The 13260-nt window shown below is 70.4% G+C and carries 18 protein-coding genes; all 18 read left to right on the top strand.

The genetic code is table 11. The features are described from left to right. The first annotated feature begins 1 nt into the window (after position 1). A complete protein-coding gene (locus ACQPY4_RS39415; RefSeq protein ID WP_433330087.1) occupies positions 2-169 on the top strand; it encodes a hypothetical protein in 168 nt (55 codons plus the stop codon). Next, positions 166-1536, top strand: coding sequence for a glycosyltransferase (locus ACQPY4_RS39410; protein WP_433330085.1), 1371 nt, complete (start codon positions 166-168; stop codon positions 1534-1536). Before ACQPY4_RS39415 ends, ACQPY4_RS39410 begins: the two co-directional genes overlap by 4 nt. Continuing rightward, positions 1533-1847, top strand: a complete 315-nt coding sequence (locus ACQPY4_RS39405) for a hypothetical protein (protein WP_433330083.1) — start codon at positions 1533-1535, stop codon at positions 1845-1847. Before ACQPY4_RS39410 ends, ACQPY4_RS39405 begins: the two co-directional genes overlap by 4 nt. After that, on the top strand, positions 1844-2200 hold the full coding sequence (locus ACQPY4_RS39400) for a DUF732 domain-containing protein (protein WP_433330081.1): 357 nt from the start codon (positions 1844-1846) through the stop codon (positions 2198-2200). The genes ACQPY4_RS39405 and ACQPY4_RS39400 overlap by 4 nt, the downstream gene beginning before the upstream one ends. Before the next feature lie 574 nt (positions 2201-2774). Continuing rightward, positions 2775-3509 carry an Lsr2 family DNA-binding protein gene (locus ACQPY4_RS39395; protein ID WP_433339216.1) on the top strand — a complete coding sequence of 245 codons (735 nt, stop codon included), beginning with the start codon at positions 2775-2777 and terminating at the stop codon, positions 3507-3509. A gap of 384 nt (positions 3510-3893) precedes the next feature. Then, positions 3894-4166, top strand: a complete 273-nt coding sequence (locus ACQPY4_RS39390) for a hypothetical protein (protein ID WP_433330079.1) — start codon at positions 3894-3896, stop codon at positions 4164-4166. Beyond that, positions 4159-4968, top strand: a complete 810-nt coding sequence (locus ACQPY4_RS39385; RefSeq protein WP_433330077.1) for a hypothetical protein — start codon at positions 4159-4161, stop codon at positions 4966-4968. The genes ACQPY4_RS39390 and ACQPY4_RS39385 overlap by 8 nt, the downstream gene beginning before the upstream one ends. 167 nt (positions 4969-5135) lie before the next feature. Next, entirely contained in the window at positions 5136-5642 is a 507-nt protein-coding gene (locus ACQPY4_RS39380; protein WP_433330075.1) for a DUF6283 family protein, read from the top strand. A 759-nt stretch (positions 5643-6401) separates the two neighbouring features. Further along, the gene (locus tag ACQPY4_RS39375) at positions 6402-7142 is read left to right on the top strand and encodes a VWA domain-containing protein (protein WP_433330073.1); all 741 of its coding nucleotides are present in this window, start codon (positions 6402-6404) and stop codon (positions 7140-7142) included. Further along, positions 7139-7639 (top strand): hypothetical protein, encoded by a 501-nt coding sequence (locus ACQPY4_RS39370; RefSeq protein WP_433330071.1) that lies wholly within the window; start codon positions 7139-7141, stop codon positions 7637-7639. Before ACQPY4_RS39375 ends, ACQPY4_RS39370 begins: the two co-directional genes overlap by 4 nt. A gap of 364 nt (positions 7640-8003) precedes the next feature. Then, on the top strand, positions 8004-8168 hold the full coding sequence (locus ACQPY4_RS39365) for a hypothetical protein (RefSeq protein WP_433330069.1): 165 nt from the start codon (positions 8004-8006) through the stop codon (positions 8166-8168). After that, positions 8165-8569 (top strand): hypothetical protein, encoded by a 405-nt coding sequence (locus tag ACQPY4_RS39360; protein WP_433330067.1) that lies wholly within the window; start codon positions 8165-8167, stop codon positions 8567-8569. The genes ACQPY4_RS39365 and ACQPY4_RS39360 overlap by 4 nt, the downstream gene beginning before the upstream one ends. A 1067-nt stretch (positions 8570-9636) precedes the next feature. Continuing rightward, positions 9637-10425: a metallophosphoesterase family protein gene (locus ACQPY4_RS39355; protein WP_433330063.1), complete on the top strand. Its 789-nt coding sequence runs from the start codon at positions 9637-9639 to the stop codon at positions 10423-10425. Between the two features lie 231 nt (positions 10426-10656). Then, a complete protein-coding gene (locus tag ACQPY4_RS39350; protein ID WP_433330061.1) occupies positions 10657-10908 on the top strand; it encodes a hypothetical protein in 252 nt (83 codons plus the stop codon). After that, positions 10905-11372 (top strand): DNA-directed RNA polymerase subunit alpha C-terminal domain-containing protein, encoded by a 468-nt coding sequence (locus tag ACQPY4_RS39345; protein WP_433330059.1) that lies wholly within the window; start codon positions 10905-10907, stop codon positions 11370-11372. The genes ACQPY4_RS39350 and ACQPY4_RS39345 overlap by 4 nt, the downstream gene beginning before the upstream one ends. Beyond that, on the top strand, positions 11369-11635 hold the full coding sequence (locus ACQPY4_RS39340) for a hypothetical protein (protein ID WP_433330057.1): 267 nt from the start codon (positions 11369-11371) through the stop codon (positions 11633-11635). The genes ACQPY4_RS39345 and ACQPY4_RS39340 overlap by 4 nt, the downstream gene beginning before the upstream one ends. After that, the gene (locus ACQPY4_RS39335; RefSeq protein WP_433330055.1) at positions 11632-12321 is read left to right on the top strand and encodes a hypothetical protein; all 690 of its coding nucleotides are present in this window, start codon (positions 11632-11634) and stop codon (positions 12319-12321) included. Before ACQPY4_RS39340 ends, ACQPY4_RS39335 begins: the two co-directional genes overlap by 4 nt. Continuing rightward, on the top strand, positions 12318-13133 hold the full coding sequence (locus ACQPY4_RS39330; protein WP_433330053.1) for a hypothetical protein: 816 nt from the start codon (positions 12318-12320) through the stop codon (positions 13131-13133). Before ACQPY4_RS39335 ends, ACQPY4_RS39330 begins: the two co-directional genes overlap by 4 nt. The last annotated feature ends 127 nt before the right edge of the window (positions 13134-13260 follow it).

Raw genomic sequence — 13260 nt, 5'->3', positions numbered from 1 at the left:
CATGGACTACGGCAGCAAAGCCCTCCCGGTCACCGGCGCAGGAATCACCATCGGCGGCATCTTCTTCGGCCAGCTCTGGCTCGTCGCCGCCGCCCTGGTCCTGATCGCCGCCGGAGCGATCCTGCTCAGGCTGACGTTCAGACGCGGCAAGAAGGCCGACCAGCCGTGACCTTCACCGCCAAGCGCGCACGGATCCGCATCGTCGTCGGCGTCACCATCCTGGTGGCCGCCGGGACGGTGTGGACCGTCCGTCACCTCACCGCCACCACGCAGGCACTTCAGGGCGACACCCGCCAGTTCGGGATGGTCTACACCCTGGCCGCTGTGCTGCTGCTGGCCCAGGTGGTCATGTGCCACCTGGAACGCCCGCACCGCGTCACCACGCGGCAGCACCGGCAGCTCAGCGCGCTGCGCGTGGTCGTCCTCGTCCCCACCTACAACGAGGACGAAGAGCTTCTCGCGCGCTGCCTGTTCTCGCTGGCCGAGCAGACGCGGCGCCCGGACCGGATCGTTGTCGTCGACGACGGCTCGGCACGGGACTACCCCCGGACCCGGACGTGGGCGCTGGCCGAATCCAGACGCACGGCCCTCAGCGTGACATGGCTCCGCACACCCAACCGGGGCAAGCGCCACGCGCACGGCGAGGCGATCCGCCGGACGCCCGAGGCCGACATCTACCTCACCGTCGACTCCGACGCGATCCTCGACCCGCACGCCATCGAAGAGGGCCTCAAACCGTTCGCGCGCAGCGACGTCGCAGCGGTCGCGGGGATCGTGCTGGCCGCCAACAACCGCCGCACCGTCCTGTCCCGGTTCACCGACCTTTGGTACGTCACCAGCCAACTCGTCGACCGGTCCTCGCTGTCGGCGATGGGGTCGGTGCTGGTCAACTCCGGGCCGCTGGCGTTCTACCGCGCCGCCATCGTCCGCGCGAACCTGGACAGCTACCTCGGCGAGACGATCCGCGGCCGCCCCGTGGCATTCAGCGACGACTCGATGCTGACCCTGTTCGCCCTCCTGGAAGGCCGCACGGTCCAACAGCCAACCAGCTTCGTTTTCACCGCCATGCCCGAGAGAGTCGGGCACCACCTCCGCCAGTACGTGCGGTGGATGCGCGACTCCACCATCCGGTCGCTGTGGCGGGCCCGCTACCTGCCGCTCACCGGCTACGCCTACTGGGCGCATCTCGCGCGGTGGGCCCAAGCCCTCATCGCCACCGTGCTGTTCGTCGCCGTGTTCCTCGTCCAGCCCGCCATCGACCACCAGTTCGCCGCGTCCCTGCTCCTGATCAGCATCCTGATCGGCTACGCCCAGGGCCTGCGATACCTCACCATCCGCCGCGCCGACGAAAGCCTCGCCTCCCAGCTCGCCACCTGGGCGCTCGCCCCGGTCGCCGCGATGTGGGCGTTCTTCGTCCTGCGGCCGGTCCGCTGGTACGTCATGGCGACCTGCCTGCGCACCGGCTGGGGAACCCGCGCCGACGTCGAGGTCTCCCTCACACCCCGCACCATCGCCACCCGCGGAGCACCCTCATGATCTGGATCCCTCATCTGATGCTGCTGGCCGCCGTCGTCGTCACGGTCGTGGTGTGGCGCAGCGATGTGCGCGCTGCCCGCCGCGACCTGCTCCGGATGCAGGAGCGCCTGCAGGCCGCGCACGCACGCGCCGACCGCGCCGACCACGCGAACCAGGCTGTCGGCCTCGCCCACACCAACCTGCTCGCCGAACTGCGTGAGTACATCGCAGAGATCGGCGGTGACCGCGCGCTGATCACCGGGCACATGGCGGGCAACCGGCTCGAGCAGCTCGTCGACCACTACGCCGCCCAGGCCGGGGGACCGCGATGATCTGGCGGACGCTCCTGCTGCCGATCGTGGTCGGTGCCGCTGGCGCGGCGATCCTGGTGGCGCAGCAGCCCAACCTCACGCTGGACGTCACCGGCCACTCCGCCGAGGTCCAATACCTCGGCCAGGCCCGAGACCTTGACCCTGCCTTGTCCGGCACCACCGACGCCACCCTGCTCCGCGTCGGCCGCGGCCTGTGCCAGGCGATCGGCTCGGTGCCGGAGAAGGCCGCCGAGCCGCACCCGGTCGACGGCCTGACCGAGGCCAGCACCCGGGCGATGACCGACGCCGCGACCCAACACCTGTGCCCCGCGCAGCGGGCCAAGGTGTCCGGCTACCTGCGGGCCCAGCGATGACGTCCCGCACCCTGAACCGCGCCGCCGGGCCAGACCCCGGCCTGGCGGCGCACGCCGAGGCCGCGCTCCCAGCCTCGGCGACCCCGCCTACCGCGCCGCCGGCGGTGGGCGGGCCCCAAACATTCCAGACGCGCTGGAGCGCGAGCCGCCCAAGCTCTCGCACCGGGGGCGGGCAGAGCCCCTCCAGCGTCATGGCCGAGGCCCCTGCGGGGGGCAGGAGCCTCGGCCACGGGTCCACCCCTTTCGGGGGGGAGGGGTGGGCCCACCGCCCCGGCAGTCGCGCTGTCCACGCGCGGCCGCCGGGGCACCCGGTGCTGCCCGAGCTCTCGCGGGGGCGGGGCTCGGGCACCACCACCTCTAGCGCTCCCCGCCAGCACCGCGCGGAAGACAGCCACACGGCCACTGCCACCGCGCACCGCCCGGCCCCGACTTCCCCCGGGGCCGGGCGGGACACCAACCGGAACCGCGCGGCCCGCCCCGCGCGGCTCCCACCCGCCCGGGCGGCGGCGGACGCGAACGCGACCTCGCCGCCGCCCGGCACCACCACCGGCCCCACACCCAGGCGGTGCTGACCATGCACGAACCCCGGCTCACCGACCGGCAACAGAAGGCCCTGGCCCACGGCAAGCAGGTCGAGTGGGTCGCCGACGCGTTCAAGGTTCCCCGGCCCGAGCTCGTGGCGGCGATCGCGGCGCAGGGCTGGGTGATCGATCCCGCCACCGACCGGGCCGGGCCGCTGACTCGGCCCCACACACCCACACCGGGAGATCTCGTGGCCACCACCAACGACGCAGCCGTCCTGCCCGGCGGCAAGACCGCGTCGGCTGAATCCAGCCTGCCTGCCGCCGCAGAGGAGCTGCCTGCCAGCCGCACCGCCGACGGCGCGGCCGAGAGCGGCGACATTGAGCAGCTCCTCAACGCAGCCCATGATTCCGGCAACAAGCGCATCGTTCGCGCGGCGGGGAAGGTCACTGCCACACTTGAGGCCCTGCGTGCTCTGTACGTGCCGTGGAAGGCCGAGCAGGAGGCCGAAAAGCGGCGGCTCGCTCAGCTCGCCGAGGCCGAGGCGCAGGTCGCCGCCCTGAAGGAGAGGCTGGCCGAGGCCGAGGCAGCGATGTCCGACCTCAGGCCCAGGGCCGCTCGTAAGACTGCGGCGCCCAGGTCCACCGGCAGGACGAGGGCTGCGGACATTCGCGCCTGGGCCGCTGACCGCGGTGTCGCGTGCCCGGAGAGGGGACGGATTCCCGGCCACCTGGAGCGGCAGTACGACGCCGCTCACCCGGATGGGGCGCGTGATGCCGCGACGTAGCCCACACCGCAATGCGCCCAAGTGCCGCTCCTGCGGACGCGAGGTGATCTTCGCGCTCACCGCGTCCGGTCGCTGGCAGCCGCTGGATCCGGCACCGAACCCGAACGGCAGCGTCCTGGCTTACCGGGACGCGAGTTGCACTTGGCGGGCCCGCTCTCTGGCATCGCTGAGCAGCCAGAACGCTCCCCGCCACCCCCTGGAGAGGCTCTACATGCCGCACGCCGCGACCTGCCCGGCCGCGCAGCACAGGGGTCTACCCGACAACGTCACGCCTCTGATCAAGAGGCTCCGACGACCTCCAACTTCGACAATGTGACATTGACAAAGTTGGGATGGAATCCTACATTGACAATGTCACATTGCCGAAGTTGCTAGGAGGTTTCGATGACCGACATCGCCCAGAACGACAGCCAGATCTCGACCGCACCCGCGACGAGGTACACCGAGGAGGAGCTCCGCGAGTTCGCCCGCCAGGTCATCGAGAGCAAGACCGAGGACCCCGACTTCATCGGCGTCGCCGAGCAGTTCGAAGAGGAGTGGGCCGACCTGGACGAGGCCGCACTCGACGAAGTGCACCGCAAGGTCTACGACCTCGCCTGCGCCGCGAGCGTCACCGTCTTCTGGCCTGACGACCAGACGGGCGAGGCCCGTGGCTGAGCCGATCACCGCCAAACGTCTCGCCGACCTGACCGCGCTCGTCGACACCGTGATCCAGGCGTACGGCTCCGACTGGCAGATCCACACGGTCGACCCCATCGATGGCGGCGACTGGGACGAGGTCTCAGTACGTACTGAAGACTCGACGCCGACGCACTTCACCGAACTGTTCCGCGCGAGCCAGACGGGCCACGGCCTCGCGCTGGCGCGGTTTCTGCACGAGTCAGTTCGTGCTCTGCCCGAACTTCTGGCCGAAATGAGAAGGCTCCGCGGCGAGCTGGCAGCAGACCGCGCAGTCGGCCATGGCGCGAAGCACTGGCACGACAGCTACCAGCAACACGCGGGCGCGGTCGACGCGTTCTTCGCCGAACTGCTCGACCTGCTGCCCGGCGCCACCGAGACCGGCGCTGACGCCTACGACCAGATTCCCCGCGCCATCGAGAAGCTGCGGGCCGATCGGGACGAGGTGGAGCGGGTCCGCGCCGAGAGGGACGAGGCGCGGGCTGTGATGCGCGAAGGCGTCGCCAACATGCGCGCTCAGCTGGCCACGGCCCGCGCCGAGCGGGACAAGGCGCGCGCCGAAGTGGCCGCGTTCTGCCCGCCCGGCCGTCTCGCCCCCGGCGAACACCCTGCCCTCTGCCCCACCTGCAGCCAGCACCACTGCGTCCCCGGCCTGCCCGGCTGCACGCCCTGCGTCGCCGCCAAGATGAAGCTGCTCCGCACCGAGTTGGCCGAGTACCGCGCAGCGAACATGCACATGCAGCAGCTCATCGTCAAGCGAGCCGAGGAGCGGCCGTCATGAGGGCGCTGCACGCGATCATCTGCTACCTCGCGCCGGGCGTCACCCTGGCCGAGCCGTACGAGTGTGATGCCGCTGGACATCGCGCCCGGCGCTTGACAGCGGCGCAGCACGCGCAAGCTGGCGCGGGTCTGCTGCCGACGTGTCGCCGCCGAGGATGTGCTGGGAGGGTGTGGCGCAGGTCGGCGCTGGACGGCAAGCAGGAGAAGGCCGACCTGGGGGCGTGCGCGGCCACGGGCCCAGGCTGGCAGGCGGCAGCCGTGAGCGCTATGCCGCGCCGCCTCTACCCGTGCGACGAGTGTCCTGTCCGGGCTGACAACATCCACAACCCGTGCTCGAAGTTCCCGGCCGAACGCTGGGACGAACTCCGTGCCTCGATCGATGACGGCAACGGAGGATCCGCGCCGCTCGGCGCGATCCTGTTCGGCTGCCACAAGGGGCAGCCCGGCACGGGTGCGGATCTCGCATGCGCCGGGTGGCTCGCCGCTTTCGGCGACCGCAGCGTCGCTGTCCGCCTCGCCATCGCCCAGGGACGCCTCGACCCGGAGGCGCTCCGACCGGGCACGAACTGGCCGCCGCTCCACGAGTCGTGGGACGAGATGGCCGAGGCGCAGCTCTGGCTGCCGGGTGACCCGGACGACCACCTCCTCGAGGCGTTCCGAAGGGAGCAGTCGTGAACGGCCGGTGCCCGCCGGCGGCCGGGGTCCCGGACGCACCGACCTTCGCTCCGCCTGCGGGGATGCGGCGGCTGATGGACGCCGCCTTGATTCACCGTCGGACGTTCCGTGTCGACCACAACCAGGACAGTGGCGGCGCCTGGTTCGTCACGGTCAAGGTCGGGTGGCCGGGTGCTGAGGCTGACGACCCCCCGTACAGAGTCACAGCGACCTGGCACACCCGCCAGACAGGCACCTACCGCATCACGAGCGTCTACGGAAGCTGGATTCGTCAAGCTCACGCGACCCTGTCCCTTGGCGCGGCGATCCGTCTGATTCAGGACGGGCGGCACCCGGATGCTTGACGTCGTCCTGCACGTACTCGCCGCCGTCGGACTGCTCTGCCTGGCCTCGGCCGCCCTGATCGTGGTCGCCGCCGCCTCCAGTCTCATCAGCCACCCCGGCGGGCGCCGGGCCCTCCCCGCGTCTACCGCTCCGGACGGCCTGCCCGGCCACCCCGAGCGCCTCACACCCCTGGACCCAGAGGAGAAACGGCGTCTGCGGCCTCTGGCGGCGCAACTCCGCGCGGACGACTGGTCTCATCCAGCTCCGCGCGGCCGCGTCGAGTCCGGCGGGCTCCCGGGACGCCGCAACCGGGCCGGGCCGGGGTCCTACCGCGCCGTCCGCACGCGGCCTGCTCCCAGCCGCGACCGAGGGCGAGCAGGAACCCATCTTCGGCCAGCCACACACCCCGACCCCAACACCACCAAAAGAGTCCCATTGACCAATTCCGCTTCGCAGACGCCCGCTTTCCCCGCGATCTCGCTGGAGAAGATCCAGGAGGCCGCGCCCGGCTTGGTTGACCTCTACAAGTCGGCCGGCGCGTCGCTCGCCAAGAACCGCCTTGGCGGGGCCCGAGCCGCCGTGTACCTGGTGCTCGACAGGTCCATGTCGATGCGGCGCTACTACGACGACGGGTCGGTCCAGCGCCTCGCCGAACAGGCTCTGGGCTTGGCGGCGCACTTCGACGACGACGGCGCCGTCCCGGTCGTGTTCTTCGACTCCTTCGCGCATGCGCCGTTCGAGGTCGCCCTCACCTCCTACCAGGGCCGGATCCGCAGCGAGCATGAAGCCCGCGGCTGGATGGGCACGACGAACTATGCGGCGGCGATGCACAAGGTCATCGGCCATTACCGGCAGTCGAGGGCTTCGGTCCCAGCGTTCGTGATCTTCCAGACCGACGGCCGCCCCGACTCTGAGGCCGCCGCCGAGCAGGCACTGTGCGAGGCGTCGGCGCTGCCGATGTTCTGGCAGTTCATCGGGTTCGGCGACGACGCGTTCGCCTTCCTCAAGCGCCTGGACACCCTGGAGGTTCCCCAGCGCCGTCTGCTGGACAACGCGGGATTCTTCGAGGCGGGCGCCGACCCGGGAGCTACACCGCTCGCGGAGCTCTACGACCCGCTGATGGCGGAGTTCCCGGCTTGGCTGGCCGCCGCTCGAGCTAAGGGTCTCGTGCGGTGAACAAGGGAGAAACGAACGACCTGGCATGCGTATTTTCGTGGCTGCCCGGCCGGACGGCATTCGGGGATCTCCCGGCCTACAGCAGAGTGATCACTTCGGCGAGACGGCTCGCGGAGCGGTCCGTCGCCGCCGGGACCCACCTCGACCCTGAGCAGGTCGTGGCGGACTTTCCGGCAGCGCCGTCGGACGCGGCCGCGCGGGCGCAAATCGCGATCTTGCAGGACGCAGTGCTGGCCGCCGTGGACCTGCTAGTCGGCCCGTTCACGGCAGGTGCCGGAGACCGGCAGTCGGAGGACCTGCACGAGCTGGCGCGCCAGATCCGCCGGTTCCCGCGTGAGGTCCGTACCGCACCAACCCGTGCGGTGCTGAGGGACTGTGTCTGGAGCGCGGTGCACGCGGGCTGGCCGTTCGACTCGCCGAACGAGGCCGCGTCGGCAATCTGGCAGCAGGTCCAGGGCGTGCTGACGCGCGCGGCGGTCGGGCTGGAGGAGCGGTGACGCGGCGGGCGGAGGTCATCGGGACGGTGCCGCGCGTCCCGCGAGCGTGTGGCCGGTGCGGCCACATCGGCCCGGTGCTGGGATGTCGCTGCTGCAAGGCGAAGGGCGGCAAACCGAGGCCGGACCGGCTCCGTGGCCGGGGCTGGACCAAGAGCGCCCGCCGTAGACCCCGCCGCAACCGGAGGCGCCGGTGAACGCCCACGCTGGCGGCGCGAACGCGATACGGGCCTCCGGGCGCCGAGGGACGTGCACTGTCTGTGACACGGACCGGACCGTCACCAAGACGGGGTTGCTCTACTCCCACGTGGGTGCCCCGGGCGGCGGCCGCTGCCCGGGGTCGGCCCGCCCGCCGGTCGAGGCTGCCGTGTTCGTTGACGCGCGCGATGTGCTGGCCGCTCTGATCGATGAACTGCCGGTGCACTATGCCGACGGTCACGCAGTGGTGCGCCTGACACACCTGACCGATCTGCTCGAGCGGATCCCCCACGCGACCGGTGACCTGCTGAGAGACCGCGAGTCATGGGCATGACGAGATCGCAATCGGGCTGCGTCCACTTCATCGGCGCTCAGGCCCGCACCTGTGGAGCGGTCCCAACACAGCTGTACATCCAGGGGCCCCGCTGCGCCGCCCACACGCCGTCCAAGATCGCGGGCGTCCTGGAGCCGCCTCCCGGAGCCTGCGCGCCGCTGCGCTGCTACTGCGGCCGGCCCTCCTGCCCCGCGTTCGACACCTACGAGCCCGTCGACCGGTACGCAGCCGACGAGGGAGCGGCATCGGCGCCCAACGACGCACGCGCGATCGCCTCCGACGAACGCCGCGCCTCCCATCTGGACCAGGCCGCCACGCGCGACACGGACCAGGCACGACGCGTGGCCGTCCCGTCCCCGGCCCGCGATGACACCGACCCTCCCAACGCCACGCCGGGGTGAGCCCGGCTCCAGCCACACGCACACGCAGCCGCGGACCGCCGCAGCTTGTGATGAGGGGACACGCGAGGGGTGATCGGTGACCAAGACCAAGAACGGCGCGGCGGCGCCCTACCCAACGACTACCGCAACGCCGTGGTGTGGCGATGGGCGCCTGAGCTGCCCCGTGACCTGTGCGGAGGTGTCCTGACGATGCTCTATGTCGTCGGTGCCGCAGCGGACGCCACCGGGCGTCTCCGGTTCGCAGGGGACCACCGGCCGATCAAGCTCGCGTCGCTCGCGCGAGCTGCCCGCTGCGACACCAAGGACGCTCGCCGCTACCTCGACGCGCTCCTGGCGGCTGGCGTCCTGGCGGTCGAAGGCCAGCAAGGACGTGGCCGTACACCGACCTACCAGCTCGTCCTGACGCCCGCCCCCGACTGGGCGGCAGCCACCGCCGCACTCCAGACCTCACGGCGAGACCGGCCCGGCCGCGCCATCACCAGGCAGATATCCACACCCTCATCCCCAGAAAGCCAGCAGGCACCTGTGGACAACGAGAAAGGGGGACACCCCCCAATCCATTCGGGGGACGCCCCCACTTCTCACACCGCCCCCGCCACCCCCAGTTCAGGGGACACCCCCCATTCCAGAAAGGGGGGCGCCCCCCACGACTTCGGGGGGCAGCCCCCCGAACATCCCAGGGAACCCAAGAACCTTTCCCAGGAGATAGCTGATCCAGGAGACCAACCCTCAGACCGCGCACGCACGAGCACCATCCACACCCCGCCCACACCCGCCACCACACCCACAACCGGCACCGCACCCCGCCACGACACCCGCTCCGCCCAAATCCGCCTCCTCGCCCTCGACCCCGACTACGCCAACCAACTCACCGCCCACGCCCGAACTGACCTCGGCCCCACCGCCACCCACGACCAAATCCTCATCCACGCCGCCCACCTCGCAGAACAACCCACCGACACCCAAACAACGCAATGACGTACCGCAGTGCTCGTGACCAGGGCCGGTCCGGCCGACGATCGGGCCCACCCCATGCGAGCCGTGAACCCCATGCGAAGGAGATGCACATGCTCGGCCTTGACCGCCCGAACGAACCGGGACGAGTGTTGGTCGCCGGAGACTGGCACGGCAACACCGGATGGGCCCTGCGGGTCATCCGGAACTTGCCGGGGCTGCTGCCGGACGAGTCGCCTCGGATGGTGCTGCACGCTGGTGACTTTGGGGTGTGGCCCGGCACGAACGGTGACCGGTACCTGCACAAGCTGACCCGCGAGCTTGCCCGCGTGAACGGCGTCATCCTCTTCGTCGACGGCAACCACGACGACCACCACCGTCTCGCCGCGCTGCCGGTCCGGGACGGGCTGGGTGAGGTCACCGAGCGGATCTTCCATTTGCCCCGTGGTCGGCGATGGGTGTGGGGCGGCCGGACCTGGCTTGCGCTCGGGGGTGCGGTGTCGCTGGACCGGGCGCTTCGGGTCGAGGGTCGGACCTGGTGGCCCGGGGAGGAGATCACCCGGGACCAGGCCCAGGCCGTCGTCAACGACGGTGTGGCCGACGTCATGATCACCCATGACTGCCCGGCCGGTGTCGAGCATCACTTCGGGCCACCGCCGTCAGTGTGGGCGCAGCGGGATGTGGAACGCAGCCAGGCGCACCGCGCGCTGCTACAGGACGTCGTCGACCAGGTACAGCCCAGCCACCTGATCCACGGACACCTGCACCGCGCCTACACCCGCAGAGTCGCGATGAGCCACGGGCACGTTCAGGTGAGGGGCCTGGACTGCGACGGTGCCGCGCGAGGCAACTGGGCTGTCCTGGACGTCCCCACCATGGCCTGTGGCGCCGCTCATGCCTGAGCTGGCCCGCAGGTCAACCGGCCGCGCGTGCCCGGCGTGCAGGGCCCCGAGGCTGCCCGGGCACTACCTGTGCCGGGACTGCTGGCCCTCTCCTGGCCAGGGCGGCGCTACGCCGCCGCGATGCCCACGCCGCGGCCCGCCTGGTCGAACTCCACCACCAGCTCGCCGACGGCGTCACCTGCACGGAAACGCCATGACTCCCACCCGCAACGACTCGAACGGAGAAACCACATGATCACTTTCGTTCTCGGCACCTTCTGCCTGCTCCTGGCGCTGCTCTGGCTCACCCTGCTGTCGAAGACCATCCACACCCAACGCAAGGCCCTGAAGGTGTGCAGCGAGTTCACCCGCACGGTCCACAAACTTGCCCTGGACAACGCTGAAACGGAGCCATTCGCCCGGATCTACCTGGACGAACACCGCAAGTACATGGACCGGCTCTACGACCTCGGCGAGCCGGTGAAGACGGGCGCCGAGCGATGACCAACGCCGCTATCCACCGAAGCGATTCGATCGAGGTGTTCGAGTTCTCCTCAAAGGTCCAGAACACGCTCCGCCGCCAAGGGCTCGTCATGGTCGGGGCCCTCACCGCCTGTACCGCCACGGACATCCTCGACTTCCGCAACTCCGGAATGCGGACGCTCGAAGAGATCGAGACCAAACTCGCCGCGCACGGCTTGGCCCTGAGGACCTCACCACCCTGCGGCGACGCCCTTATCGATGACCTCGGCCTGTCGACCCGCGCCCACAACGCGCTCCGAAGGGAGGGCATCGTCACCATCTCCGAACTCACCGCATGCGATCGGCGCGAACCGCTCGACCTCCGCCAGTTCGGCGCCAGCGTGCTCGCCGAGGTCGTGGCCGCGCTCGCCCGCCACGGCCTGGAGCCCGACTGGCAGATGCCGGTGACCGAGGTCCACATCACTCCAGATGGAGCGAACCGATGAGCGAACGACAGGCGTCCGCACGCCGATTCCTCGACGAAGACCTGATCCAAGCAGTGGAGGTGATCGACTCCGCGGCAGAACTCGCCCCGGAGACCGGCCTTCCAGCGTCGCCCGAGCTCGACGCCGAGCTCGACAAGGCCCGGAGGGCGCTGACGAAGGCTCGCAGCATCCTGCTTGCCCTCACGAGCGAAGAGACCGGCCGTCGCCGCCAGCGCCCGCAGAAAACTGAACCGACGGCTGAGCGAGGAGACCAGAACGCATGAGCCACCAGATCCAGGCCGGTCAGATCTATGAGTCGTGCCAGCCCACGGCCGTCGTGGACGGCCAGGAGACCCACACCCGGATCCGGGTCATCAGGCCGCCGCGCGACCGATCGCTGTACGGTCACGGCAAGGTCGACATCGTCACCCTCAACCGGGAAGGGCGGGAGATCCGCCCCAGGGCCATCGAGGCTAGCCAGCTCCACGCCACCGCCACGACCCGTGACGGCCGCGAGCGCCGTGCCGGGTACCGGCTCGTCGAGGAGGTCGACCATGGCGCAGTACGGGCTCGGCGACCGTTCCACCTCGGAGACATCCTCACCATCACAACCGGCATCCTCATGGCACCGCGCGGCGTCGAAGTCTTGTATGACCTGCTTGGTTTCATGACCGGCGAGACCCTGCTCACTCACGAACTTGTCCGCGCCGCCGACGAATGCGCGCCCTGCCTACTTGAACAGCACCCCGACCTCGCCGACATCACCACGCCGCCCGAGTGGAAGGACGGCGACGTCGCGCGCGAGGCGGTCGAAGCCTGGCTCGCCGAAGCGGTCGCGCACCATGGCGAAACGCGGGACGTGGCGCCGCTGGCGGCCGAGCACCGTACCCACGTCGACCCGCTGATCGAGATGGAGCGTGTGAAGCCGGGCGGCGCGATCGTCGTGGACATGCGTGAGGAGGGTCCGTGAACGATGCCATTGGTTTTCAGCGTGACCAGATCATCGAAGCGCTGTACGAAGCGGTCCGTGACGCACCGAAACGCCCGATGCCCGAGGGCCCGCCAGGGCAGACCGAGGTCGCTATCGGCCTGCCCGAGCTTGCCGATGCCGTGATGGCCGTCGTGCAGCCCGAACTCGACCGGCGGGCCGAGGCCGAGACAAGAGCACGACGCGCAGAAGCCGAGGTGGGCGCCGCCCAGAAGCAGTCGATTGCGCACGTCATGCGCGCGGACGCCATGCGGGAGCGGGCCGAGCAGGCTGAGCGGGAGCGGGATGAGGCCCTCGCCGCCATCGCGGAGGTCCGCCGCCTCCAGAGGTTGACCATCGCCGCGTCCTGCCGCGTAAACGCCATCGAGCAGGCTCAGGACACACTCGCCGTGCTCGACCGGTTCGCCCCCGACAGCCCGAGCACACCTCGCTGTCTCACCGAGCAGCAGGGCGAACCGGTCGAGCGACGCCATCGGCCCCGGCGGCCCCAAGGTGGTGCGTGGATGATCTCACCCGACCTGCGCGACCAGGTCGCCGCCGCCATCCGCGGCCTCGTCCGGATATCCCCAGGCCCGAACGCCCTCGCCGACCTCAACGCCGGACGTTCCATCCCCATATCCGGCGGCGAGGCCGACGATGCAGCCCTCGCCGCCATGCCCGTGATCAACGCCGCAGAGCAGCAATGGCGCGAGCGACTCAACAAGGTGCTGCACGATGCCGACTGGGGCGGGCCCGACCGAGGCGATGTCATCGCTGAAATCCGAACCGCCCTTGACCTACCGGAGGCCATGTGAGCGGCGCCACCGACGATCAGCGTGACCAGTTCACCGCGGCGCTGGGCATCGAACGCTCGGACGGCGGCAGCCGCTGTTTGCGCTGCGGCGTCAGCCTCACACCGTCCCTGGACGCCCCGGAGGGACA

The organism is Spirillospora sp. CA-294931, assembly GCF_050946795.1.
Taxonomy (GTDB): domain Bacteria; phylum Actinomycetota; class Actinomycetes; order Streptosporangiales; family Streptosporangiaceae; genus Spirillospora.
This window is presented reverse-complemented; position numbering and strand designations above follow the sequence as displayed.

Bases quoted from the DNA above. Each gene is read 5' to 3' on its own strand.
- ACQPY4_RS39355 (WP_433330063.1), top strand. From the start codon at position 9,637: ATGCTCGGCCTTGACCGCCCGAACGAACCGGGACGAGTGTTGGTCGCC.
- ACQPY4_RS39360 (WP_433330067.1), top strand. From the start codon at position 8,165: ATGACGAGATCGCAATCGGGCTGCGTCCACTTCATCGGCGCTCAGGCC.
- ACQPY4_RS39405 (WP_433330083.1), top strand. From the start codon at position 1,533: ATGATCTGGATCCCTCATCTGATGCTGCTGGCCGCCGTCGTCGTCACG.
- ACQPY4_RS39350 (WP_433330061.1), top strand. From the start codon at position 10,657: ATGATCACTTTCGTTCTCGGCACCTTCTGCCTGCTCCTGGCGCTGCTC.
- ACQPY4_RS39340 (WP_433330057.1), top strand. From the start codon at position 11,369: ATGAGCGAACGACAGGCGTCCGCACGCCGATTCCTCGACGAAGACCTG.
- ACQPY4_RS39345 (WP_433330059.1), top strand. From the start codon at position 10,905: ATGACCAACGCCGCTATCCACCGAAGCGATTCGATCGAGGTGTTCGAG.
- ACQPY4_RS39415 (WP_433330087.1), top strand. From the start codon at position 2: ATGGACTACGGCAGCAAAGCCCTCCCGGTCACCGGCGCAGGAATCACC.
- ACQPY4_RS39400 (WP_433330081.1), top strand. From the start codon at position 1,844: ATGATCTGGCGGACGCTCCTGCTGCCGATCGTGGTCGGTGCCGCTGGC.
- ACQPY4_RS39335 (WP_433330055.1), top strand. From the start codon at position 11,632: ATGAGCCACCAGATCCAGGCCGGTCAGATCTATGAGTCGTGCCAGCCC.
- ACQPY4_RS39390 (WP_433330079.1), top strand. From the start codon at position 3,894: ATGACCGACATCGCCCAGAACGACAGCCAGATCTCGACCGCACCCGCG.
- ACQPY4_RS39395 (WP_433339216.1), top strand. From the start codon at position 2,775: ATGCACGAACCCCGGCTCACCGACCGGCAACAGAAGGCCCTGGCCCAC.